Genomic DNA, 20,195 nt, shown 5'->3' with positions numbered 1-20,195 from the left:
CTCTCGACACTCTTCACCTTCTACAATAAAGATAGACTTTATTGAGATTTGTATAGTTGGGGATAAGCTGTCATGGCTCCCGCCGTTTTCATTCAAAATTTGCAAAAACGTTACGGTACAGTGGTTGCCGTTGAAGATGTTTCCTTTCAGGTAGAACCAGGAGAAATTTTTGGTTTACTTGGCCCCAACGGTGCTGGTAAAACTACTACCTTGCGTGCTTTATGTACACTTACCACACCGGATGCTGGCAAAATCGAAGTATCTGGCATTTCTGTGTTAGATAATCCGAAAGTGGCAAGACAACGACTAGGCTATGTTGCTCAAGAAGTCGCTATAGATAAGGTGCTGACTGGAAGAGAACTGCTGCAACTGCAAGCCGCACTTTATCATCTCCCAGGCGCAGTAGGCAAGCAGCGCATTGAGAATGTATTAGATTTACTCGGTTTGCAAGAATACGCCAATAAAAAAACAGGAACCTATTCCGGCGGTTTACGCAAGCGCCTAGACTTGGCTGCTGGGTTACTCCATTCACCGGATGTTTTAGTCTTAGATGAGCCAACAGTAGGACTTGACATAGAAACCCGTTTTGTGGTATGGGATTTTTTGCGGAAATTACGCGCCTCTGGGACGACGGTAGTAATTACCAGCCATTACTTAGAAGAGATTGACGCTTTAGCCGATCGCGTGGCAATTATAGATCGCGGCGTTGTGATTGCAAATGGTACACCTTCACAATTAAAAGATCAAGTAGGGGGCGATCGCATCACCTTACGAATCCGCGAGTTTTCCCCGATTGAGGAAGCAGAAATTGCCAAAAACCTCTTGCAAACTTTGCCGTTTGTGCAAGAAGCGATCATCAACAGCGCTCAAGGTAATTCCCTCAACTTGGTAGTGACACCTCAGAATGATGTTTTGATTAACATACAGCAAGCGCTGAATACTGCTGGCTTGCCCATATTTGGCATAGCCCAATCTCGCCCCAGCCTCGATGACGTTTACCTCGCCGCTACAGGACGCACACTAATGGATGCAGAACTGGCAGCCGTTGCCACTCGCGATCCCAAAGCTGAGAAGAAGCAGAATATGAGATAGGGGCAGGGGGAGCAGGGGAGGCTGGGGGAGAAGAATTAATAATCAATGCCCAATGCCCAATCCACAATCCCCCATGCCCAATCCCCAATCTAAAATAGGACTTACGCAAAATTATGAAAAAACGAACCGCAAAGGACGCAAAGGACACGAAGTAATAAGAGTTTGAGGAGTTTTTGCGTAAGTCCTATAAAATTCAAAATTCAAAATCCAAAATCCAAAATTCCTATGAGTGTTACTCCTAAATCTGATATCAATTGGCAGCCGTTAGCATCGCCACAAGCAGATGCTAATGCTGCACCTAACTTTTTCGGTGAATTGGTACAAGAGACGTTGGCTTTAACTCGTCGCTTGTTTATTCAATTACAACGCCGTCCCTCAACATTGGTTGCCGGAATTATTCAGCCGGTGATGTGGTTAGTGCTATTTGGGGCTTTATTTCAAAATGCACCCAAAGGTATGTTTGGCAGTACGACAAATTACGGGCAATTTTTGGCTGCGGGAGTAATTGTTTTTACAGCCTTTGCTGGGGCGCTGAATGCTGGTTTGCCCGTAATGTTTGACCGCGAGTTCGGCTTTTTGAATCGTTTGCTGGTAGCACCGTTAGCATCACGGTTTTCCATTGTCTTTGCTTCGGCAATCTTTATCATCAGCCAAAGTTTGCTGCAAGCAGCCGTGATTGTTGCAGCAGCAGCCTTTATTGGGGCTGGACTACCAGATGCAACGGGTTTATGTGCGATCGCTCTAATTGTATTCCTCTTAGCTTTGGGTGTAACAGCTATCTCCCTTGGTTTAGCTTTCGCTCTACCGGGACATATTGAATTGATTGCAGTGATTTTCGTCACTAACCTACCATTATTGTTTGCTAGTACAGCTTTGGCTCCTTTATCCTTCATGCCTCAGTGGTTGCAGGTTGTAGCTACCCTAAATCCCCTCAGCTATGCGATCGAACCCATTCGCTATCTGTATCTCCACAGTAGTTGGGGACTAAGTAGCGTAGTCATGCAAGCGCCTTGGGGTAATGTGACCTTCGGGGGAGCGTTGCTGGTATTATTTGGCTTTGCCGTTGTCGCCTTACTGAGTATTCAACCCCAACTGCGGCGCACTCTTGCTTAAAGAGGAGCAAATTGCAGATAAAATGTAGTAATTTTAGGGTCAAAATCCGATGAAAAAATTATTTTTACAAATTCCTAGATTCTTTCTGGCTACCGTGGCAGGAATTAGCTTCGCTTCCTTGCTCATGGCTCAACCAAGTTCGGCTCAACAAGTCAGCCCAGCCGATGCTTTTCCCAGTAATAGTACAACAGACCAAAATACTGATCCTTTCTCCCGTTCCAACTCAGACAATTTCAATATGTTTGACTTGATTCATCGGGCGAATTTCGGGACTCTCAACTGGGATTCTAACCAACAGAACGAAGAACTAGACTCAGCCGCAGCAGCTTTTAAAGCAAGGCAACAAAAACTAATTCGAGGTGAACAGCAAACATCTCCGAGTTCACCATTGGTTATACCACAATCGGTTACACCAGCATCAGGTAAATGAATTCTAACAAAGAACCCCAAGTCTCTAGTACTCGATCAAGCTAGTAATGAAAAGTTTGTAGTAAGCACAAAGCGTGCTTAGAAAATAAGGACTAAAGTCCTCACTACCAACTTGTTGACCCATCAATTTAAACTTGACAGACTATTAGGGCTTGGGGCTGAGACTATTGAAAAAATCCTTAGTTATCAGGTAAAAAACTACAGCCCAAGTGAAGCTAAAACATCGCTAGCATGGGTAGTGGTATTTACACTAGCGTCAACATGGGTAATTTTGCCGTTGGGGTCAATTACGTAGGTAACGCGCTTGGCATAACCGCCGCCATCCACATCAAAAGCTTTGATGAGGGATTTGTCGGTGTCAGCCAGTAGGGGAAAATTCAAATCATATTTTTGGGTGAATGCTTGATGAGAAACTTCATCATCTGCACTGACTCCCAAGATAACAATATCTTTACCTTGATATTGAGACTGGGCATCCCGAAAACTACAGGCTTGTTTGGTGCAACCTGGCGTATCATCTTTGGGGTAAAAATACAAAACAACCGTCTTTCCTTTCAACTCAGATAACGAAACTGTGTTGCCGTTTGTATCTTTGGCGGTAAATGCAGGTGCATCCGTACCAACTGCTAGAGGCATAATTAAGCTTTCCTGTTTCAGATTGTTGATGCACTTGAAATTTTACATTAATTTATAATCATTTAATATAATTACTAAAAAATAGCATAACTATACTTTAGGTAAGCAATTTTTGGTTAAATGAGGTAGTTAGTACAAGAAAAATATATTGTTAGATTAATTTTTATCAGAAGAAAAATTACTACCCATACACAATGGCTGCTGTTGATTCCCAAAACCCAAATATTTTTGTCTATCCTCAAAGCACAGTAGACAGAGCCGAGCGATCGCTAGTGTGTTCGCCCTTCACTTTATCTTTATTTGAAGTCATGGGACACCAGAGTGTGTCATTAACTGCGATCGCCTTAGAAAATGGCCTCAAGCAGGGCTATACTAAACGCCCTTTATCAGAATTAGCCTGTGACAACGCCTTGGGCTGGCTGATCCAAGTGGGTGTATTACGGCGAGAAGTCGATGGTCAGGGCATTACAGATAGTTATCGCCTGACTCCCTTAGGTCGCCAGTTGGTAGAACAATATCAGGGAAAAAATTGGCGTACACCTTCATGGCGCGATCGTTTATCCGATGCTGTGATTCGTTGGTTGCGGATACCTTTTTAGAATAAAAAACCAAAAAGTTAGGATTAGGGAATCAAAGGGAACAATATATACGGAAACCTCACATCTATTCATGAAGTCTTTACCATAATCATCTAATTGAACTTTGTGATGCTTATGGTGGGCATTGGGCATCATTGGGCATTGGGCATGATCGTATTAGTTCTTCTCCCTCATCTCCCTCATCTCCCTCATCCTCCCCCTGCTCGCCTATGATTCGCTCCTAAAAATTCACCCTGTATCCTGAAAACTAACGAATAGCAACTATGAAATCAATTATGGTGGTGGGGACAACATCCCATGCAGGGAAATCACTTTTAACTACAGCTATTTGTCGCATTCTGTCGCGGCGTGGCTGGCGAGTGGCTCCCTTTAAAGGTCAAAATATGGCTTTAAATGCTTATGTCACTGCCAATGGTGGAGAAATTGGCTATGCCCAAGCAGTCCAAGCTTGGGCGGCGGGAGTCGTACCTTGGGTAGAAATGAACCCAATTTTACTCAAACCTCAAGGGGATATGACTTCCCAAGTAATTATTAAAGGCAGGTCTGTTGGTAAAGTAAGTGCCTCAGATTACTACGAGCAATATTTTGACGTGGGGTGGCGGGCAATTGAAGAATCGCTACAGCATTTAGGAACAGAATTTGACATGGTGGTTTGTGAAGGTGCCGGTAGTCCAGCAGAAATTAACCTCAAGCACCGCGACTTAACTAATATGCGGGTGGCAAAACATTTAAATGCGCCAACAATGTTAGTAGTTGACATTGATCGGGGTGGGGCTTTTGCCCATGTCATTGGAACCTTAGAGTTATTAGAACCAGATGAACGCGCCTTAATTAAGGGTGTAGTAATTAATAAGTTCCGAGGACAGCGATCGCTCCTAGATCCGGGGATAAAATGGTTAGAAGAACGCACAGGTATACCCGTTATTGGTGTTATACCCTACTTACAACAAGTGTTTCCAGCAGAAGACTCCCTTGATTTGCTAGAACGTGAATCCTATAAAGCCCAAGCTGACCTCAACATTGCCGTCATCCGCTTACCCAGAATTGCCAATTTTACCGACTTTGACCCACTCGAATCAGAAAGCACTGTTTCAGTAAAATATCTAAGTCCAAAGCAAGATTTGGGACATCCTGATGCCGTAATTCTTCCAGGGACAAAAACCACAATTGCTGATTTGCTACTGCTGCAAAAAACCGGTATGGCAGAAGCTATCCAAAACTATGCTGCTTCTGGGGGAACGGTTTTAGGTATCTGCGGTGGGTATCAAATGCTCGGTCAAATGATCGCTGATCCTGAAGGGATAGAGGGACAAGCAGGCAGGTATCAGGGGTTAAATCTTTTACCAATAAGAACCGTAATTACCGGACAAAAAATCGCCCGCCAGCGCCAAGTTAGCTCGAATTATCCGCAACAGGGCTTGCCAGTAAATGGCTTTGAAATCCACCAAGGGCGATCGCGCATCGAACAGCAAGGTGTAGACCCTCAATCGTACCATGCCCTATTTGACGATATTAATTTAGGGTTAGTGGATAGTTGTCAATCCGTCTGGGGTAGTTATCTTCACGGGCTTTTTGACAACGGCCCTTGGCGACGCGCTTGGTTAAATCGCCTCCGTCAACAGCGCGGCTTAAAATCTTTGCCCACCGGTGTTGCTAACTACCGAGAACAACGAGAGCAGATTTTGGACTCCCTAGCCACTGAAGTAGAAAGCCATATAGACTTAACTCCGTTTTTGTCTTAAGCTAGGCTACGATAAAAAATTCAATAAAGATGGATTGTTTGTTTTGAGTCTGTCTTAATTACGAATTACGAATTACGAATTACGAATTACGAATTATTATCTAATGATTGTTCGTGTCCACTTTTTACCAGATGATGTCACAGTAGATGCCGAAGTGGGAGAAGCCCTATTAGATGTAGCAGACCGGGCTGGGGTATTTATTCCCACCGGTTGTCTAATGGGGTCTTGTCACGCTTGCACCGTCGAATTAGAGGATGGAGAAATCATCCGCGCTTGTATCACCGGAGTACCGCCACGCGAAGAATTGACGATTAATTTGTTTAGCGACCCAACTTGGTAATATTGCCCCTGTTATTGACAAGCAAGAAACTTTAACCCATTGTTTCTTACTGTGGCGATGGTATTTTTTTATAAAATTAATGCCAAAGAAAATCCGGGAACTGAAGCAAATGCTTTCCCAAGTAGGTTTTACACAAATCCCAGGAAAAGGAAGTCATACTAACTGGGTGCATCCCCTCTATAGTGGAAAAATCACGATTTCAGGCAAAGACGGAGCAGATGCTAAACGCTACCAAGAGAAGGAAGTGAAACAGGCAATTGAGGAAGTAGAAGGAAAAGAAAAAGATGAGTAAGCTTAAGTACCAAATGATTATTCAGTGGTCTGAAGAAGATAATTGCTTCTTAGTAGCATTCCCTGATTTTCTAGGACAACGCTGGCGGACACATGGGGATACTTACGAGTTAGCTGTGGCAAATGGAATTGAAGCTTTAGAGTCTCTAATTATTGCTTACGAAGCTGTGGGTGATCCACTTCCAGAACCAACAGTAAGTAGTGTGTGCTAACGCATACGTGCTTTAATACAGGCATTTTAACAGTTAATGCTACTCCCTTTACCCGAACAAATGTTCAGGCAGCAAGAAACTTTTACAGCTTGTTTCCTACTGCCTATTTTTGCTAAGTAAGCGGGTCAAATTAAATATAAAACCTCACCCTGCCTCCGGCTTCCCTCTCCAAAATATCGGAGAGGGATTGAGGGTGAGGTTTATTATATGTTTAATTACGTCTACCTACTTATCTATATCAATTAGCTTTAACATTCAGGGCGTATTCTTTAAACCTTTCCAAATCAGCTTGAATTGTCGATTCAACTACCCGCCCCAAAAACAAGTTATCCATAATTTTGCCAATAATACCGGGGATAGCGTAGGAAATGGTCATTTTAACAATACTACTATTGTTGCGATCGTAAAAGCGAATCGCTCCCTGATTTGGCAAACCATCAATCGATTCCCATTGGATAATTTGGTTGGGAATAACTTTGAGAATTCGAGATTTCCAAGTAAATTCTAGACTGCCCGTCTTTAGTTTCCAAAGAGATATATCTGGATTATCGGGCGGAATTTTCACCGAATCAATCCACTTCATCCACCGGGGCATTTGCTCCAAATCAGACCAGAGGCTCCATACTAAATCTATGGGAGCGTCTACTTCTACCTGCACAGTATGCTCTAACCAGTCTGACATCTCTACTTCTTCCTTTGCGCTCTTTGCGCCCTTTGCGGTTCGTTATCTCTTCAAACTCTCCAAAATCACCTTTGCCGCCCGCCGTCCAGAAATAGTAGCACCTTCCATGCTGTCGATGTAATCTTGCTGAGTATAACTCCCTGCAAGGAAGAAATTATCTACTGGTGTCTTTTGGTTGGGACGATACGCATCCATCCCTGGCGCTTCACGGTAGAGAGACTGAGCAAGTTTTACTACACTGTACCAAGTCATATTTAGCTCCCGCGACGAGGGAAACAGTTCATGCACTTGCTTGAGGACATGCTGGGCGATCGCTTCATTACTTTGTGCAATAAACGGATCTCCCGGTGTCAGCACTAGCTGTAACAATGAACCCTGTCCTGGGCGATAATAATCAGCAGGGCTAGTCAACGCCAAATCGGCAAAACAAGAAAAGTCAGCATCGGCTGTGTATAGTAAATTATCGATTCCAGCCGCGTGCAAAAGCTGTTTACGTTGCTCTCCATCGTTGAGTTCAGTTACCCAACCATCGAAGCGAAGCTGCACTGTAGCGACTGGCACTGTATCCAGTTTGTAAATATTGTCAAATTCTGACCACTTACGCCACTCGTGCGGTAGGATGCGTTGAATTCCTGGAACATCACAGGCAAAAACGTAAGCATCAGCAGTGATAGTTTCTAATGTATCACCTTGGGCAACTACTATACCAGTGACGCGGGTTTGTTCCTCTAACTCAGTAAATTGAATTTCCCGAACTTGCCGACGCGTGTAAACTTTGGTGCCTCTAACTTCTAAATACTCCAGAATGGGCTTGTGCAAATATTCAGATGGAGAACCTTCCAGCATTCGCAAAACTGAGGCTTCAGTTCTAACTGCAAATAACTGGAATATCGTTAACATACAACGGGCAGACATATTTTCGCAATCAATAAATCCCAGAGCGTAGGCAATGGGGTTCCACATCCGTTTGATGCTGCCATTACTCCCACCATGACTGCGGAACCAGTCGGCAAAGCTAACTTTATCTAACTTGCGAATGGTTTTCATCGCCCCGTTAAAGTCTACCAGCCCGCGAACTATTGGACTAGTACCCAAAGCGATCGCATTTTGCAGTTTATCCTGCAACGATAGTTGGGAAGTAGTAAAAAATGCCTTTAAGCCATTGAAAGGCGCACCTGTAAGGAACCGAAAATCCAAAGCACCAGTGCGCCCCCCTTTATTAATAAAAGTGTGGGTATGTTCTTTGAGGCGTAAGTTTTCTAACACCCCCACTTTCTTCATCAAGTCAAATAGTTGGTAGTAGCAGCCGAAAAATACATGCAAACCCATTTCTAGATGGTTGCCATCTCCATCAACCCAACTACCAACTTTACCACCCACAAACGGACGAGACTCAAAAATCTCTACTTCACAGCCAGCATCAGCTAAATCTACTGCGGTTGCTAGCCCAGCCAGTCCCGCACCTACGATTGCAACACGCATTCCGTCGTTCCTTTTCAGTTTCTTTACAGATTGTAACTGGGTTGGTGTCGGAATTTACTACTTAATATCAACTCCACCAGCATAAAGCATGGTGTCGATACTAAAACCTTTTTGATCCCTTGTTTTAGTCTTAGCAATTGAGCAGACGCGAGAAAAACGCGTCTGTATCAGCTAGACAAACTCTTGTCCATAGCGGCGGACTCAAAAAAGGATCATAATTTTTTGGTAACAAAGCAGTTATCTGGTAAGCCGTAAAAGCAACTTCTTACTTGTTTACATCTTTGTTGTCATCGGAGACAGGCAAACTTCTAATCAGTTCCCGAATCACATCGGTTGCGGGTCTACCTGTTTGTTCACAATATTTTTCTAGCTTTTCCGCTTCCTGTGTTGCGAGATTGACAGTTATACGTTTAACAGCCCATTTTTTATTTGTCATTATCATGTTATCTGCTGGATATTTAGCTCGTCGAAATAGTCTAAATTAAAGAGGGAACCGATAAGGTTATCAGAATTTGTCTCAGGAAACAAGTAATATCATTAATATGAAAAATATTCGTTTTGTCAAAGTATTCATCATTTCCTAAAGAAATTAAAAGATTACACTTTATTTGTTATTATATTGACATGATAAAGACCACATAGTTGCTTTTGAAGATAATAACGCTACTAACAGCATGAGTAAAGCCTGACAATGAAGTTTTATAAATGAATTCAAGACACCTATTGTTGACTCAATTAAGATTTCCAAAGTTATTCTGCATCGGAAGTATTTGACCTTCTCTCTTAACCAAGTTCGCCAAAGCCACTTGGAGAGAACATCTTGGATAACACCAGAAAATAAAACTTCAGAATCACGATGGTGCTGAAATGCTTCTCAAATGAGGGTTACAATCGTCTATAGAGGTTGTGAATAATCACTTAAAAGTAGGCAAATAAGCGATCGGTCTAAAACAAACACCCATCTGCGCCCATTACTATAATCACCAAGTTAAAAGCTACTTGAACGTTTATGAATTTTGGCTATCATCGATCAAGCTGATTGCTTCTTTGATCCAATATAGTAACCACCAAAAAGGGTATAAAACTCACCTTTTTGGGCGTAAAGAACTGACTTTTTTGGTAAATTTTAACAGTACTATCTGTAATTTTACACAGTAAATGCTCGCTAAAGAAATATGATGTTACTTGACTGTTGCCGATGACAATATTTTATTTTTGCTTCATGCATTTACACTAAATCGTCGTAAAAATCCGATGTAATCTCAGATGTATTCTATCTTCTCTCTAGCGATATAGTTTGTCTTCAACTCAGTGATTTTTTCTCTTCATACTATTTATTTATCGGGAGTTTAGAGAAATTTTTTTTGCAAATTTCTGTACCATGAATTTGGAAATAAATTTTTTAAAGCTAAAAAACTACTGTCATAAACTTTTCATTTGCAAAAATTTATTATTTAGTAACTATCCTCATAAAAGTAATTACGTATTCTATTTTTTTTCATTATGTTTTCATTATAGCCATTATTTATATGCTTTAAATAATCTTCATTTAAAGACTAAATACATTCATTCTTCTGCTTCATAAAAACATTACAAATAAAAAGATAAAATCTGATATTTTGCTTAATTATATTGATATCTAACAAGATGCAAAACTCAGAAAATGGTTAAAAAAATATTTCGATATCTAAGTACGTCACTTAGATTTTATTAAACAGAGCTTTGCGGAGACTCTTTTAGCGTTTTGTACTGATTTATGCTGGTAAATAACCAGATAAAATGACTGAAAAAATTTCAAAATACAACTACTTCATGAAATTGAGGTAAAGTTAACTTCCATTGGTCACCTACTGCTGTTAACATACAGCAGAATTCAGAGAGGACTCTAAGCTAAAAAAAATCCAGAGGGAAGGTTTGCTCCGCTCTGGATTTTTCAATTCAGTAATCCTAAAGGTTCCTAAGTATTTTTCTGATTCTTTAACTATTCTGACCAAAGCAACGGAAACGTCTGCGGCTTTGCTCCTGAATTGTGATTGGAGGCGGAGCATCTGCGGCTTTGCTCCTGAATTGTTATGTAATTTCTCATAAGCACAATTTGAGATTGAGGATTGGGAGAATTTGTGTAACTATTCAAATTTAACTTGGGGCATCAGTTGAAGAGTGCCAATACCTAAATCTTTAGGTGAGAGCGATCGCGCTTCAAACAAAGCCATCATATCTCGCAACTGAGGATTGCCACGGGAAGCTCCGGTTAGCCCTTTGGCAATAATTAAGCCACAGTAGCCCAAAGTATTTTTACAGCGTTGATTCCATTTTTTCCGGGCTTCTACATGAATCGGATCTTCATCTAAAAATTCTCCAAATAGGAACAATTCGCCATTTTGAGTTTGTAATAAACCCAGGTCGTAGCGATCGCCATCGAAGGGATCGGCACCTGGATTAAAGCAAATAGCTCTCAGTCCTCCTGTTGCTTCAATTCTTTCAATTACAGTCTTAGCCTTGGGGCGGGAAGTTTGAATTAAAATCACCGGCAAACCGTCACCCACTTGTTTGATTTCACCAGCCTGATGGTAGCTGACCCCTTTACGCAGGTACTCCAACATTTCCCAGGACACCACACCTAAACTGAGGAAGGAGTCTTCTGGTATCAAGTCATCTTGCAATGATTGGAAATTAATTTGGGGAGTCAAAGTTTTCGCTCTCCTCGTCATCGACATCAAAGCCTGCTATTTCCTCTAATTCTGTTGCTAACTCCGGCATAGTAGAGACTGTAACAGGCAGAGATTTAGTTGCTTCTTCCGACTGCGGCAGAGAAATGCGATAGCGACGACTGAGAGGAGGGAAGATGTCCTCATGAAGCTGGCGACGGTGATCGCTAATAAAGCGACTTAGGCTTTCGATCCCAACCAAGATTACCAGTGCTTCTTCGTCATACAAAACAGACCGTAGTCCTTCTAAGGGGTGGATATTACCGAAAGTTGGGTTAATTTCTGATAATGGCAGATCCGCCAAATCACTTTCTTCATCCTCATCTTCATCGGTTTCATCAGCACTCTCAAAGGTGAGAAACAGACAATCTTGCTTGAGGAACGCTTCTTCTAGATGCTCCGTTGATTCATCATCCGTTAAAACTGCGGCGCGAAACTGTTTTAAAGACTCTTCTGAGCGATAAAACAAAATCCCATACTCCATTCCTAGCATTCCCATAACTGAGGCGTAGAGTGTGCCAACATCCCAATTATTAATCTCGATTGACAAAATTTGCTGTTCTTCCAAAAATTCCCAAGGCGCTGCTTGCCAAATTGCAAATGCTTTCTCTCGCAAGATTTGTCCATACTCTGGGGGTAAGTCAGGGGTTTGACTATCGAGAATGTCAGCAAAGCCGCGAAACAGTTCGTCAATTAAAGGCAGTTCTGGTGCGTAGTCAATGGCAATATCTAAATCTTGCAGTACCCCCCGCAGGTAAAATTGGATCTCCCGGTCTTTGACCACAATTCTTTGAGGTCTGGCAGGTCTTGCCGGACTCTGGGGATGCTCCATTGCTTGCATTAAGGTGCGAACTATTGCTTCTGGTCCAATATCTGAAGCTACCATATCCATTCCTCGAACCACACCTTGGGAGTAATCTACCCAAAGAATGCATTCTCCCTTTTCCTCTGAGTTTGAATGCTGGTTTGGTGATGACAACGGACGGCGATCGCCCTCCCATACAGAAGGAATTTGAGTTAATTTCTTCAACCGACGACTGGTAGAGCGATTAAAACTTGTCATAGAGTAAGTTAATCAAAAGAAGCAATTTGCAAGTAGACTTTGGGGGATGATAGCTAGCCTTGGATTAGGTTTTTATGGCTGCACCTAAAAGATAGTTGCTTCTGGGACTGCCGCCAGACTGTAAATTCCAAAAATACCGAATCTCTAAACACACTTCTCGTCTCTCAATTCTAGAATAAAAATATTTGGCTACTTTTGACGGAGTGTTTACAATTTGGCATCTAACGACATCTAAGCCGCTAGAATGAATACAAAAACACCATTGGCAACCTAGAGCCGATATCAGGTAAAGCTTAGACTAAATTTTGGAGTTAAAAAAGCAGATGACACAAGCAATTCAGTCTCAACAACGCGGAATTCTGTTGAGCGAAGCCGCATTGCACCAGGTAAAATCCCTCCGGGACAGGCAAGGCACAGACTTCTGCTTACGGGTAGGAGTCCGTCAGGGTGGCTGTTCAGGCATGTCTTACATGATGGACTTTGAAGACACTAGCAAGATCACCCCCCAGGATGAAGTTTTTGATTATGATGGCTTCAAAATTGTCAGCGATCGCAAGAGTCTATTATATCTCTACGGTTTAATGCTCGATTACAGCGATGCCATGATTGGCGGTGGCTTTCAATTCACTAACCCCAATGCTAACCAAACTTGTGGTTGCGGCAAGTCATTTGGGGTGTAATATTGTCATTTGTCATTTGTCCCTTGTCATTGGACTCTAGACAAATGACTAATCACTAATGACTAATGACCAATGACTAATACAGTTGAATCCCTATTTGATACAGGTTTGGAACGCTATAAAGCAGGAGATGCGGTAGATTCTTTAATCCCTGTGTTTAAAGAAGTGTGCGATCGCGCTCCGAAAACTAGTGCTGCTTGGATTTGTTTGGCGTGGTTATATCTACTCGATAACAAACCCAATTTGGCTTACAAAGCTGCACAAAAAGCAGTCAAGTTAAATCCCCAAGACCCACAGGCTAGAGTCAATCTGGCCTTAGCAATGCTGGAAACAGGTCAAAAAGGTTTACGAGAACATATTGATTTAGCACAACAGTTAATGTTTGTCAACGAAGAATGGCGCGATGAAATAAAAACCAGTATTGCAGACGGTTTCAGTAGAAAACCAGATTGGCAGAGTTTGACAAAAGTCAAAAATTGGCTGTTTGAAGAATGAGAAGTTAAGAGTTGGGAGTGAGGAGTTAGGAGTTAAATTCCAGTAGGCAATCCTCACTTCTAACTTACTTAATTAGCAGTCCTACAGTCATAAAATCTTGGGCAATTTAGATCAAACGATACATGAAAGATAAATTGTTAAATTGGCTAAACACGATTTTAGTCGCCGATGTTTTTTTGGTTTTGTTTGGCTTTATCTGGTTAGCGATCGCTGCGATCGGTGATTCTGTAGGAGTCAACTTGGGTTTGGATTTGTGGCATAAACTCTGGCAACCCGTTTTTAACCCTGCGATCGGTATCCTGATGGGCGGTGCCATTCTTAGCGGTATTATCAGTTGGGTTTCCAAAAAATTTCTATCTAGTCAATAGCGCAGCAAGAGAGCAATAATTTGTTCCGCTCCCAAATTTTGTGTTGACGTTGTATACACAATATTCTATATTAGATATTAAGCATTGTTGAATAAAGCTTGAAACTTAATTCAGCAACGCTAAATGAGATACACAAATGGAAGATACCCAATGCTTGCCCGTAACCAAGTAATTAATATTAGAGTTCAAGAACAACAACGGGATTTAATTGATAATGCCGCTGCGATTCTTGGTAAGAACCGTTCTGACTTTATGTTAGAGGTAGCCTGCCGAGAAGCTGAAAAAGTCATCTGTGACAAAACCTTCTTCGCGTTAGACGAGGAAAAATATCAAGAATTCCTTACTATGTTGGACTCACCACCTAAAGCGAATGAAGAAATTCGTAAATTATTAACGACTAAATCGCCTTGGGATTAATGATAGAACAAACAAAAACTATTAATGCTCCTCAGCCACTTACTCATGAGCAGGATGTATTAGAGTTTAAATCTAAATCAGAAGCTTTGAATAACTGGCTGAAGGAGAAAGCTTTGAAAAATGAGTGGGATACGGCTAGAACTTTTGTGGTAACGGTTGAAAATCAAGTAATAGGCTATTACTGTTTAGCAACCGGATCTGTAACTCATTTAGTAGCTGTTAGCAAAGCTAAACGGAACGCACCAGACCCTATACCGTGTATGCTTATTGGTAGACTAGCAGTCGATACCAAATGGCAAGGACAGGGTATAGGGTCTGGCTTATTAAAAGATGCTATTATTCGTATTTTATCAGTATCCCAAATAGCAGGTGTTAGATGTATTTTGGTTCACGCTAAAGATGAAGAAGCGAAAAGATTTTATTTAAAACGTGGGTTTCAACCATCACCAATAGAACCATTAACACTGATGATGACTTTAAAAGATATTCGAGCAAGTATTATAGATTAAAAAGAAAATCCACCCCCACCCATTCCCCCACAACCCCAATTATCACCCCGTAGCGCTTCATACAGCACGGGGTTTTGTTTTGGTGGTTGAGTGCGATCGCTGAAAGTAGTTGAGAAAGATGATTTTATCCCATTTATCGACATTTCACCCGAAAATTTTTATTGTTGTGGGAATATTCTTAATAGCTGTAACAAAATAGCTTTTAAGAACCTCTCTTTAAAGAAATGTAAAAAGAGCGAAATGAATATTGATTTTGAAGCAATAGAGTAGTGGTTTTAACAATGTGCTGTGGAGTTTTTCGATTTGTGGGGAGGCAGTGCGATCGCACTTGCAGATAAAATTTAAAGAGAGTAACAAACTACTCTTGTCATTTTGTGCTGCAATCATTTCCCCCACTCCCCACTCCCTTTTAATTAAGAATTTGCCTTAAAGCTGATTGCAAATTAGGATATTTGTACTCAAAGCCTGTTTCCACGGTGCGCTTTGGGATGACTTGTTGACCTTCTAAAACTACTATAGCCCCGTCTCCTAAAAGAGCTTCGATCGCAAAACCAGGAACAGGTAACCAAGAAGGACGATTCATCACTTGTCCCAAAGTTTGGCTTAAATCTGCCATTCTGACTGGGTTAGGGGCAGTGCCATTATATACACCTTCTATTTCCGGTTTAGTTAAAGCTTCCAGAATCAGGTTAACTAAATCGTCTAGGTGAATCCATGAGAACCACTGGCGACCACTGCCAATGGGACCACCAGCGAAGAGTTTGAAAGGCGGAATCATTTTACCTAAAGCACCACCATTGCCTAGAACAATCCCAAAACGCAGAATTACCAACCGCACACCAGCATCTTGTACCTTTTTCGCCTCTGCTTCCCAAGCTTGGCAGACTTGGGCGAGAAAATCGTTACCAGATGTACTTGTTTCATCAAAGGTTGTCGTTTCACTGGTGCCGTAGTAGCCAATAGCCGAAGCGTTAATTAACACAGATGGTTTGGGGTTAGCGTTGGTTATTGCTTCAACTATTTTTTGTGTACCTAGCTTCCGGCTATTGAGGATTTCTTGTTTGCGTTCTGATGTCCAGCGTCCTTCAGCAATGGGTTCTCCGGCTAGATTAACTACGCCATCACAACTAGCGATGATACTTTGCCAAGAACCAGATGTATTTGGTGTATAGGCAACAATTTCTACATTTGGGAAAGCCTCAGATGGAAAAACCTTTTGAGCAAAGGTGGTGTTCCGAGTTAATACTACTATTTGATGACCTTTTGCGTGGAGTCGTTGTATTAAACGATTACCAACAAATCCTGTTGCTCCAGTAATTGCGACTTTCATGTTCTACCTCAGCCAAACCTTTATTGTAAAGTTTTTGATCAAACTTTTAGCTTACGGCACTTTCATTGTGGATCGAACAGATGTGACTGTATATCTAGTAATGGGTAATTTCAAAAACTTCGCTTTTTGAATCACTTTTCGTTTAGATGCTTCAGTATTATAGGATGGACAGAGTGTTGCAAGGCGTGGGGCTATTATGGCTCGCTATACCTGTTCATTTACTGTTTCTGTCAAGAGTGACCATCTGTTGCCGTTACTTGTAGAACTTCTACAAGACTGTCAGCTGGATATTCAATACTACACGGGCGATTATATTATCGCTCGTGAGGTTCCCGGTCATGTTCCTTTTCCTAAATTAATCACAGTAGAAGTATTGATTGATAAATCAAAATCTACTGAAACAGAAACCCGGATGAGCATTGTGATTAAAAATGAAGAACTACCACTTCAACTAGATAATTACTGCCGACAAATGTTTGAAGTCATCAAGCAGTCAATTGAAAGTAGCCGCCATTGGCATTTGATTGAAAGTCTTGCAGGATAGCTTTGGTGATTTAATTGACACTACCACATCTTGAAGTCGTGGGATTATCAAGCTGTTATTGGTAGTTATAATTCACTATTGCACATCCTCTAAATCCTCGGCCATACCGGGGTTTATTAGTGTAATATCGTACTCACTCGAATCCGTTTGTCCTAAACGCTGAGTGTTTCTTAAAAGGTAATAAATAGCACGTACTTGGGGTCCAAAAACGATCTCGTCTTCATTTCTGAGATCGTGAGCTGGTATTTTACGTCCATTAATCATCAAACCGTTGGAACTAGCCTTCCCTTTGGCATCGCCATCTACAATCCGGTAATAGTAGCTATGACTATTATGATCTCGTGGCAATCTCACTAATGTGGCATGGCGGCGGGAGACAAACTGCGACATCAAACGGATATTACACTCACGATCTCTACCGATAGAGTAGACGGGGTGCTCCAGAGAAAATTCTTTGCGACCTTGATCGTCTTCAATAATCAGTAGATGGTTTTCATTGGTTTCTGCTGCCATTGACAAATTGGTGGAACTGTAATTGATTAATATTTGTTTAGTATCGGATCTTGCCATTTTCGCGCACCATAAGTCTGTAGTGCTGATCTAAATAAGCTTTAAAGTTGCATAATACCTTGAAAGAGTAGAACATATTCGTTCTACTCCACTAGCTATGATAGCTTTGGTAATTGTCTTAAGAGGCTTTATCGGCTGCGTAAAAGCTGACGGGGCGACTTAGTTTAACTTGAGATGGTTGAGATGGAAATTTTACGGGTGATGAGCTAATCGCCGTAATAATATTGAGTTTGTGACGACGCTAACAGAGCTAAAAGCCATTAATGCAGCAGCACCAGATGGGTTAAGGACAAAACCCAGACTAGGGAACAAAACGCCTGCTGCTAAAGGAATGCCAACTGTATTGTATGCAAAAGCCCAGAATAAATTTTGGCGGATTTTGTTGAAGGTGGCGCGACTAAGCTGAATAGATTCCACGACATCGTTTAAGCGATCGCGCATTAGGACAATTTCAGCAGTTTCCATCGCCACATCTGTCCCGGAGTGTAAAGCAATTCCGACATCTGCTTGGGATAAAGCTGGAGCATCGTTGATTCCATCTCCTACCATTGCGACAACGGAGTTAGGAGTTAGGAGTGGGGAGTTAGGAGTTTGGAGTGAGGAGTTAGGAGTTTGGAGTGAGGAGTTAGGAGTTTGGAGTGGGGAGTTAGGAGTTTGGAGTGGGGAGTTAGGAGTTTGGAGTGGGGAGTTAGGAGTTTGGAGTGAGGAGTTAGGAGTTAGGAGTGAGGAGTTAGGAGTTTTGTTTGTTGCCTTGTCTCCTTGTCCCCATTGTTTCCTTGTGCCTTCTAACTGGAGAGACTGTATTGCAGCTGCTTTTTTGGCTGGGGGAACACCTGCTATAACATCAGCACTATCTAATCCTAGTTGCTTGGCTATGGCGTTAGCTGCTTCTTGGCGATCGCCACTGAGCAGCATTACCCGTAACCCCATCTGACGTAACTTGTCTACGGTAGATTTGGCATCTGGTCTGAGGGGATCAGAAACAGCAATTAACCCGGCTAAAGTTCCCCCAACTGCTACGCAAACGACTGTTTTACCATCTGTTGCCAAATCCTGTGCTATCTGTTGGGCAGCTTCGTTAATAGCAATGCCGTGCCAACTCAACCACTCCCAGTTACCCAATAGTACAACTTTGCCCTCTACCACAGCAGACACTCCTAATCCTGGTTCTGTGTGAAAGTCCACAGCCTCTGGAATAGATAACTGTTGCCCCTGTGCTTCTTGCTGAATCGCTTTTGCTAGGGGGTGGTGAGTACCGCTTTCTACGGCGGCGGCTAGTTGGATTAGGGATGAGGGGGATGTTGCTTCGATTACTCCCTCATCTCCTCCAATTAACAGACAATCTGTAACGATGGGATTACCTGTGGTCAAAGTGCCGGTTTTATCAAAGACTACGGTGTTTAACTGGTGTACTTTTTCCAAAACGTCGCCGCCTTTGATTAACAGACCGCGTTCTGCGCCCATTGCAGTCCCGACAAGAATTGCTGTTGGTGTAGCAAGTCCTAAAGCACAGGGACAGGCGACTACCATAACTGCGATCGCTAGTTTTAAACTGATTAATAGGGGGGAGTGGGGAACTTCATGTGTAGCGTGGCTCATCATTTCCATGCCACTAGACATGCTGACATTAGTCCAGATGTGAGTACCGAAAAAGTACCAAAAGACAAATGTTAATACAGATGCTGTCAGCACTCCGTAGGTAAAGTAACCAGCTACTGTATCTGCTAATTTCTGTACTGGGGCTTTCCGAGTTTGGGCGGCTTCTACTAGGGCGACAATTCGAGCTAAAGTTGTATCACTTCCAGTCCGGGTTGCCTGAATAGCGATCGCTCCTGACTGGTTTAGCGTCCCTCCTGTCACCATATCGCCTGGTTGCTTGATAACTGGCACGGCTTCCCCAGTCAACATCGATTCATCCACTGTTGTTTTACCAACCACCACTTCACCATCGACAGGGATTTTATCACCTGGCAACACTTGTACCCATTCACCAACACGCACTTGTTCAGCAGGAATCTCTACGCTAGAAGATCCCATTCCTCCTTTATCTGGGTTGGGAATCAATCGCGCTAAGAGTGGCTGGAGTGCTAACAATTTCCTAAATGCGGCAGCAGCACGACCTCTAGCTTGTTGCTCTAATGTCCTTCCCAAAAGAATAAAGCCCAGCATCATTACTGGTTCGTCAAAGAAGCACTCCCAACCCATTTTAGGAAAAAGCAGCGCTATTAAACTAGCAATGTAGGCTGTCAGTGTTCCCAATCCCACCAAGGTATTCATGTTAGGCGCATTCCGCCGCCAGCCTAGCCAGCCATCTACTATAATCGGGCGACCGGGAATTAATAGCGCTACTGTCGCCAGTCCACAGTGAAACCAGATGTTATTTAGCACTGGTAGCACTGAGCTACCAAGATTACCAAAATGTCCACTTCCCGACAATAATAGTAAGATTGCTGCGATCGCTAACTGCCTAAAAGAAGATCGCATTTCTTGGCGTTGTCGTTCTGCTGGGTCTGGTAAGCTAGATATCTCGCCTGCTACCATACCACTAGGTTTTCTCTGTTGAGTCGGGAATCCAACGGCTGTTAATCTCTGTGCTAGTGCATCTGCATCTACCGCACCAGTTTCTGACTCTACAACTGCTACCTCTGTGGCCAGGTTCACACAGGCACTCTTGACTCCTGGATATTGGGTTAGCTGTCGTTCTACTGCGTTCACACACCCAGCACACTTCATACCCCCAACATCGAGAATAATTTTCTCTAGGATTGGGTCAAGTTCTGGGGCTAGCTGAGTTTTTGGGACAAGTTGCATGGCTTGTGTTTAGATTCGCTACAGAAATTCAACGCCTGACTAAAAGCGTCTCTAATTTGAGCGTAGGCGAAATATGGAACTA

General features: G+C 42.4%; 22 protein-coding genes and 1 pseudogene. 14 read left to right on the top strand and 9 right to left on the bottom strand.

Annotated features, from left to right (window positions below):
- Positions 1–72: 72 nt before the first annotated feature.
- The 3 genes from V7K73_RS05850 (at position 73) to V7K73_RS05840 (ending at position 2,635) form a co-directional block, all read left to right on the top strand.
- Complete coding sequence (locus V7K73_RS05850) at positions 73–1,092, top strand: ABC transporter ATP-binding protein (RefSeq protein WP_334877989.1); 1,020 nt, start codon at positions 73–75, stop codon at positions 1,090–1,092.
- Between the two features lie 225 nt (positions 1,093–1,317).
- A complete protein-coding gene (locus V7K73_RS05845) occupies positions 1,318–2,205 on the top strand; it encodes an ABC transporter permease (protein ID WP_334877987.1) in 888 nt (295 codons plus the stop codon).
- A gap of 49 nt (positions 2,206–2,254) precedes the next feature.
- The gene (locus tag V7K73_RS05840) at positions 2,255–2,635 is read left to right on the top strand and encodes a hypothetical protein (protein ID WP_334877985.1); all 381 of its coding nucleotides are present in this window, start codon (positions 2,255–2,257) and stop codon (positions 2,633–2,635) included.
- 197 nt (positions 2,636–2,832) lie between these two features.
- Here the strand turns inward: V7K73_RS05840 and V7K73_RS05835 are convergent, their stop codons facing one another.
- Complete coding sequence (locus V7K73_RS05835; protein WP_334877983.1) at positions 2,833–3,270, bottom strand: peroxiredoxin; 438 nt, start codon at positions 3,268–3,270, stop codon at positions 2,833–2,835.
- Between the two features lie 194 nt (positions 3,271–3,464).
- Between V7K73_RS05835 and V7K73_RS05830 the strand changes: the two genes are divergently transcribed.
- The 5 genes from V7K73_RS05830 (at position 3,465) to V7K73_RS05810 (ending at position 6,454) form a co-directional block, all read left to right on the top strand.
- Positions 3,465–3,869, top strand: coding sequence for an Npun_F0494 family protein (locus tag V7K73_RS05830; RefSeq protein ID WP_334877981.1), 405 nt, complete (start codon positions 3,465–3,467; stop codon positions 3,867–3,869).
- A 263-nt stretch (positions 3,870–4,132) separates the two neighbouring features.
- Positions 4,133–5,611: a cobyric acid synthase CobQ gene (gene cobQ, locus V7K73_RS05825; RefSeq protein ID WP_334877979.1), complete on the top strand. Its 1,479-nt coding sequence runs from the start codon at positions 4,133–4,135 to the stop codon at positions 5,609–5,611.
- Positions 5,612–5,714: 103 nt separating this feature from the next.
- Positions 5,715–5,951 carry a 2Fe-2S iron-sulfur cluster-binding protein gene (locus tag V7K73_RS05820; protein WP_190938970.1) on the top strand — a complete coding sequence of 79 codons (237 nt, stop codon included), beginning with the start codon at positions 5,715–5,717 and terminating at the stop codon, positions 5,949–5,951.
- 79 nt (positions 5,952–6,030) lie between these two features.
- Positions 6,031–6,243, top strand: a complete 213-nt coding sequence (locus V7K73_RS05815) for a type II toxin-antitoxin system HicA family toxin (RefSeq protein ID WP_334877977.1) — start codon at positions 6,031–6,033, stop codon at positions 6,241–6,243.
- Complete coding sequence (locus V7K73_RS05810) at positions 6,236–6,454, top strand: type II toxin-antitoxin system HicB family antitoxin (protein ID WP_334877975.1); 219 nt, start codon at positions 6,236–6,238, stop codon at positions 6,452–6,454. The genes V7K73_RS05815 and V7K73_RS05810 overlap by 8 nt, the downstream gene beginning before the upstream one ends.
- Before the next feature lie 238 nt (positions 6,455–6,692).
- Here V7K73_RS05810 and V7K73_RS05805 read toward each other — a convergent pair whose 3' ends face one another.
- The 4 genes and pseudogenes from V7K73_RS05805 to V7K73_RS05790 all read right to left on the bottom strand — a co-directional run bounded on the left by V7K73_RS05805 (position 6,693) and on the right by V7K73_RS05790 (position 12,389).
- The gene (locus tag V7K73_RS05805) at positions 6,693–7,136 is read right to left on the bottom strand and encodes an SRPBCC family protein (RefSeq protein WP_334877973.1); all 444 of its coding nucleotides are present in this window, start codon (positions 7,134–7,136) and stop codon (positions 6,693–6,695) included.
- Positions 7,137–7,178: 42 nt separating this feature from the next.
- Positions 7,179–8,618: a 9,9'-di-cis-zeta-carotene desaturase gene (gene zds / locus V7K73_RS05800; RefSeq protein WP_334877970.1), complete on the bottom strand. Its 1,440-nt coding sequence runs from the start codon at positions 8,616–8,618 to the stop codon at positions 7,179–7,181.
- Positions 8,619–8,883: 265 nt separating this feature from the next.
- On the bottom strand, positions 8,884–9,060 hold the full coding sequence (locus tag V7K73_RS05795; protein ID WP_334877969.1) for a CopG family transcriptional regulator: 177 nt from the start codon (positions 9,058–9,060) through the stop codon (positions 8,884–8,886).
- Between the two features lie 1,684 nt (positions 9,061–10,744).
- Positions 10,745–12,389 (bottom strand): annotated as a pseudogene (locus V7K73_RS05790) (DUF6930 domain-containing protein).
- Between the two features lie 323 nt (positions 12,390–12,712).
- On the opposite strand from V7K73_RS05790, the gene V7K73_RS05785 reads away from it, so the two are divergent.
- The 5 genes from V7K73_RS05785 (at position 12,713) to V7K73_RS05765 (ending at position 14,858) form a co-directional block, all read left to right on the top strand.
- The gene (locus V7K73_RS05785) at positions 12,713–13,069 is read left to right on the top strand and encodes an iron-sulfur cluster assembly accessory protein (protein WP_118161636.1); all 357 of its coding nucleotides are present in this window, start codon (positions 12,713–12,715) and stop codon (positions 13,067–13,069) included.
- A gap of 72 nt (positions 13,070–13,141) precedes the next feature.
- Positions 13,142–13,564, top strand: a complete 423-nt coding sequence (locus V7K73_RS05780) for a tetratricopeptide repeat protein (protein WP_334877966.1) — start codon at positions 13,142–13,144, stop codon at positions 13,562–13,564.
- Between the two features lie 122 nt (positions 13,565–13,686).
- On the top strand, positions 13,687–13,932 hold the full coding sequence (locus tag V7K73_RS05775; protein ID WP_109009489.1) for a hypothetical protein: 246 nt from the start codon (positions 13,687–13,689) through the stop codon (positions 13,930–13,932).
- A 150-nt stretch (positions 13,933–14,082) separates the two neighbouring features.
- Positions 14,083–14,349, top strand: a complete 267-nt coding sequence (locus V7K73_RS05770; RefSeq protein ID WP_334877964.1) for a type II toxin-antitoxin system TacA family antitoxin — start codon at positions 14,083–14,085, stop codon at positions 14,347–14,349.
- Positions 14,349–14,858: a GNAT family N-acetyltransferase gene (locus V7K73_RS05765; protein ID WP_334877962.1), complete on the top strand. Its 510-nt coding sequence runs from the start codon at positions 14,349–14,351 to the stop codon at positions 14,856–14,858. The genes V7K73_RS05770 and V7K73_RS05765 overlap by 1 nt, the downstream gene beginning before the upstream one ends.
- Here V7K73_RS05765 and V7K73_RS05760 read toward each other — a convergent pair.
- Both V7K73_RS05760 and thyD read right to left on the bottom strand, forming a co-directional pair.
- The gene (locus V7K73_RS05760; protein ID WP_334877960.1) at positions 14,855–15,001 is read right to left on the bottom strand and encodes a hypothetical protein; all 147 of its coding nucleotides are present in this window, start codon (positions 14,999–15,001) and stop codon (positions 14,855–14,857) included. The genes V7K73_RS05765 and V7K73_RS05760 overlap by 4 nt on opposite strands.
- A 266-nt stretch (positions 15,002–15,267) precedes the next feature.
- Positions 15,268–16,188 (bottom strand): thylakoid membrane protein ThyD, encoded by a 921-nt coding sequence (gene thyD, locus V7K73_RS05755; protein ID WP_334877958.1) that lies wholly within the window; start codon positions 16,186–16,188, stop codon positions 15,268–15,270.
- A gap of 196 nt (positions 16,189–16,384) precedes the next feature.
- Between thyD and V7K73_RS05750 the strand changes: the two genes are divergently transcribed.
- Positions 16,385–16,732, top strand: a complete 348-nt coding sequence (locus tag V7K73_RS05750; protein WP_334877956.1) for a hypothetical protein — start codon at positions 16,385–16,387, stop codon at positions 16,730–16,732.
- A gap of 75 nt (positions 16,733–16,807) precedes the next feature.
- Here V7K73_RS05750 and V7K73_RS05745 read toward each other — a convergent pair whose 3' ends face one another.
- Together V7K73_RS05745 and V7K73_RS05740 are read right to left on the bottom strand one after the other, a co-directional pair.
- The gene (locus tag V7K73_RS05745; RefSeq protein ID WP_334877954.1) at positions 16,808–17,302 is read right to left on the bottom strand and encodes an FHA domain-containing protein; all 495 of its coding nucleotides are present in this window, start codon (positions 17,300–17,302) and stop codon (positions 16,808–16,810) included.
- 192 nt (positions 17,303–17,494) lie between these two features.
- Positions 17,495–20,113: a heavy metal translocating P-type ATPase gene (locus tag V7K73_RS05740; protein ID WP_334877952.1), complete on the bottom strand. Its 2,619-nt coding sequence runs from the start codon at positions 20,111–20,113 to the stop codon at positions 17,495–17,497.
- Positions 20,114–20,195: the final 82 nt, after the last annotated feature.

It is taken from the genome of Nostoc sp. (assembly GCF_036916975.1).
GTDB lineage: Bacteria > Cyanobacteriota > Cyanobacteriia > Cyanobacteriales > Nostocaceae > Nostoc.
Note: the sequence above shows the minus strand (reverse complement) of the source record. Positions and strands in the feature narration are given on the sequence as shown.

What these genes read in the sequence shown, in the direction of transcription:
- V7K73_RS05850 (WP_334877989.1), top strand. Translation starts at nt 73, where the DNA reads ATGGCTCCCGCCGTTTTCATTCAAAATTTGCAAAAACGTTACGGTACA.
- V7K73_RS05845 (WP_334877987.1), top strand. Translation starts at nt 1,318, where the DNA reads ATGAGTGTTACTCCTAAATCTGATATCAATTGGCAGCCGTTAGCATCG.
- V7K73_RS05840 (WP_334877985.1), top strand. Translation starts at nt 2,255, where the DNA reads ATGAAAAAATTATTTTTACAAATTCCTAGATTCTTTCTGGCTACCGTG.
- V7K73_RS05835 (WP_334877983.1), bottom strand. Translation starts at nt 3,270, where the DNA reads ATGCCTCTAGCAGTTGGTACGGATGCACCTGCATTTACCGCCAAAGAT.
- V7K73_RS05830 (WP_334877981.1), top strand. Translation starts at nt 3,465, where the DNA reads ATGGCTGCTGTTGATTCCCAAAACCCAAATATTTTTGTCTATCCTCAA.
- cobQ (WP_334877979.1), top strand. Translation starts at nt 4,133, where the DNA reads ATGAAATCAATTATGGTGGTGGGGACAACATCCCATGCAGGGAAATCA.
- V7K73_RS05820 (WP_190938970.1), top strand. Translation starts at nt 5,715, where the DNA reads ATGATTGTTCGTGTCCACTTTTTACCAGATGATGTCACAGTAGATGCC.
- V7K73_RS05815 (WP_334877977.1), top strand. Translation starts at nt 6,031, where the DNA reads ATGCCAAAGAAAATCCGGGAACTGAAGCAAATGCTTTCCCAAGTAGGT.
- V7K73_RS05810 (WP_334877975.1), top strand. Translation starts at nt 6,236, where the DNA reads ATGAGTAAGCTTAAGTACCAAATGATTATTCAGTGGTCTGAAGAAGAT.
- V7K73_RS05805 (WP_334877973.1), bottom strand. Translation starts at nt 7,136, where the DNA reads ATGTCAGACTGGTTAGAGCATACTGTGCAGGTAGAAGTAGACGCTCCC.
- zds (WP_334877970.1), bottom strand. Translation starts at nt 8,618, where the DNA reads ATGCGTGTTGCAATCGTAGGTGCGGGACTGGCTGGGCTAGCAACCGCA.
- V7K73_RS05795 (WP_334877969.1), bottom strand. Translation starts at nt 9,060, where the DNA reads ATGATAATGACAAATAAAAAATGGGCTGTTAAACGTATAACTGTCAAT.
- V7K73_RS05785 (WP_118161636.1), top strand. Translation starts at nt 12,713, where the DNA reads ATGACACAAGCAATTCAGTCTCAACAACGCGGAATTCTGTTGAGCGAA.
- V7K73_RS05780 (WP_334877966.1), top strand. Translation starts at nt 13,142, where the DNA reads ATGACTAATACAGTTGAATCCCTATTTGATACAGGTTTGGAACGCTAT.
- V7K73_RS05775 (WP_109009489.1), top strand. Translation starts at nt 13,687, where the DNA reads ATGAAAGATAAATTGTTAAATTGGCTAAACACGATTTTAGTCGCCGAT.
- V7K73_RS05770 (WP_334877964.1), top strand. Translation starts at nt 14,083, where the DNA reads ATGCTTGCCCGTAACCAAGTAATTAATATTAGAGTTCAAGAACAACAA.
- V7K73_RS05765 (WP_334877962.1), top strand. Translation starts at nt 14,349, where the DNA reads ATGATAGAACAAACAAAAACTATTAATGCTCCTCAGCCACTTACTCAT.
- V7K73_RS05760 (WP_334877960.1), bottom strand. Translation starts at nt 15,001, where the DNA reads ATGTCGATAAATGGGATAAAATCATCTTTCTCAACTACTTTCAGCGAT.
- thyD (WP_334877958.1), bottom strand. Translation starts at nt 16,188, where the DNA reads ATGAAAGTCGCAATTACTGGAGCAACAGGATTTGTTGGTAATCGTTTA.
- V7K73_RS05750 (WP_334877956.1), top strand. Translation starts at nt 16,385, where the DNA reads ATGGCTCGCTATACCTGTTCATTTACTGTTTCTGTCAAGAGTGACCAT.
- V7K73_RS05745 (WP_334877954.1), bottom strand. Translation starts at nt 17,302, where the DNA reads ATGGCAAGATCCGATACTAAACAAATATTAATCAATTACAGTTCCACC.
- V7K73_RS05740 (WP_334877952.1), bottom strand. Translation starts at nt 20,113, where the DNA reads ATGCAACTTGTCCCAAAAACTCAGCTAGCCCCAGAACTTGACCCAATC.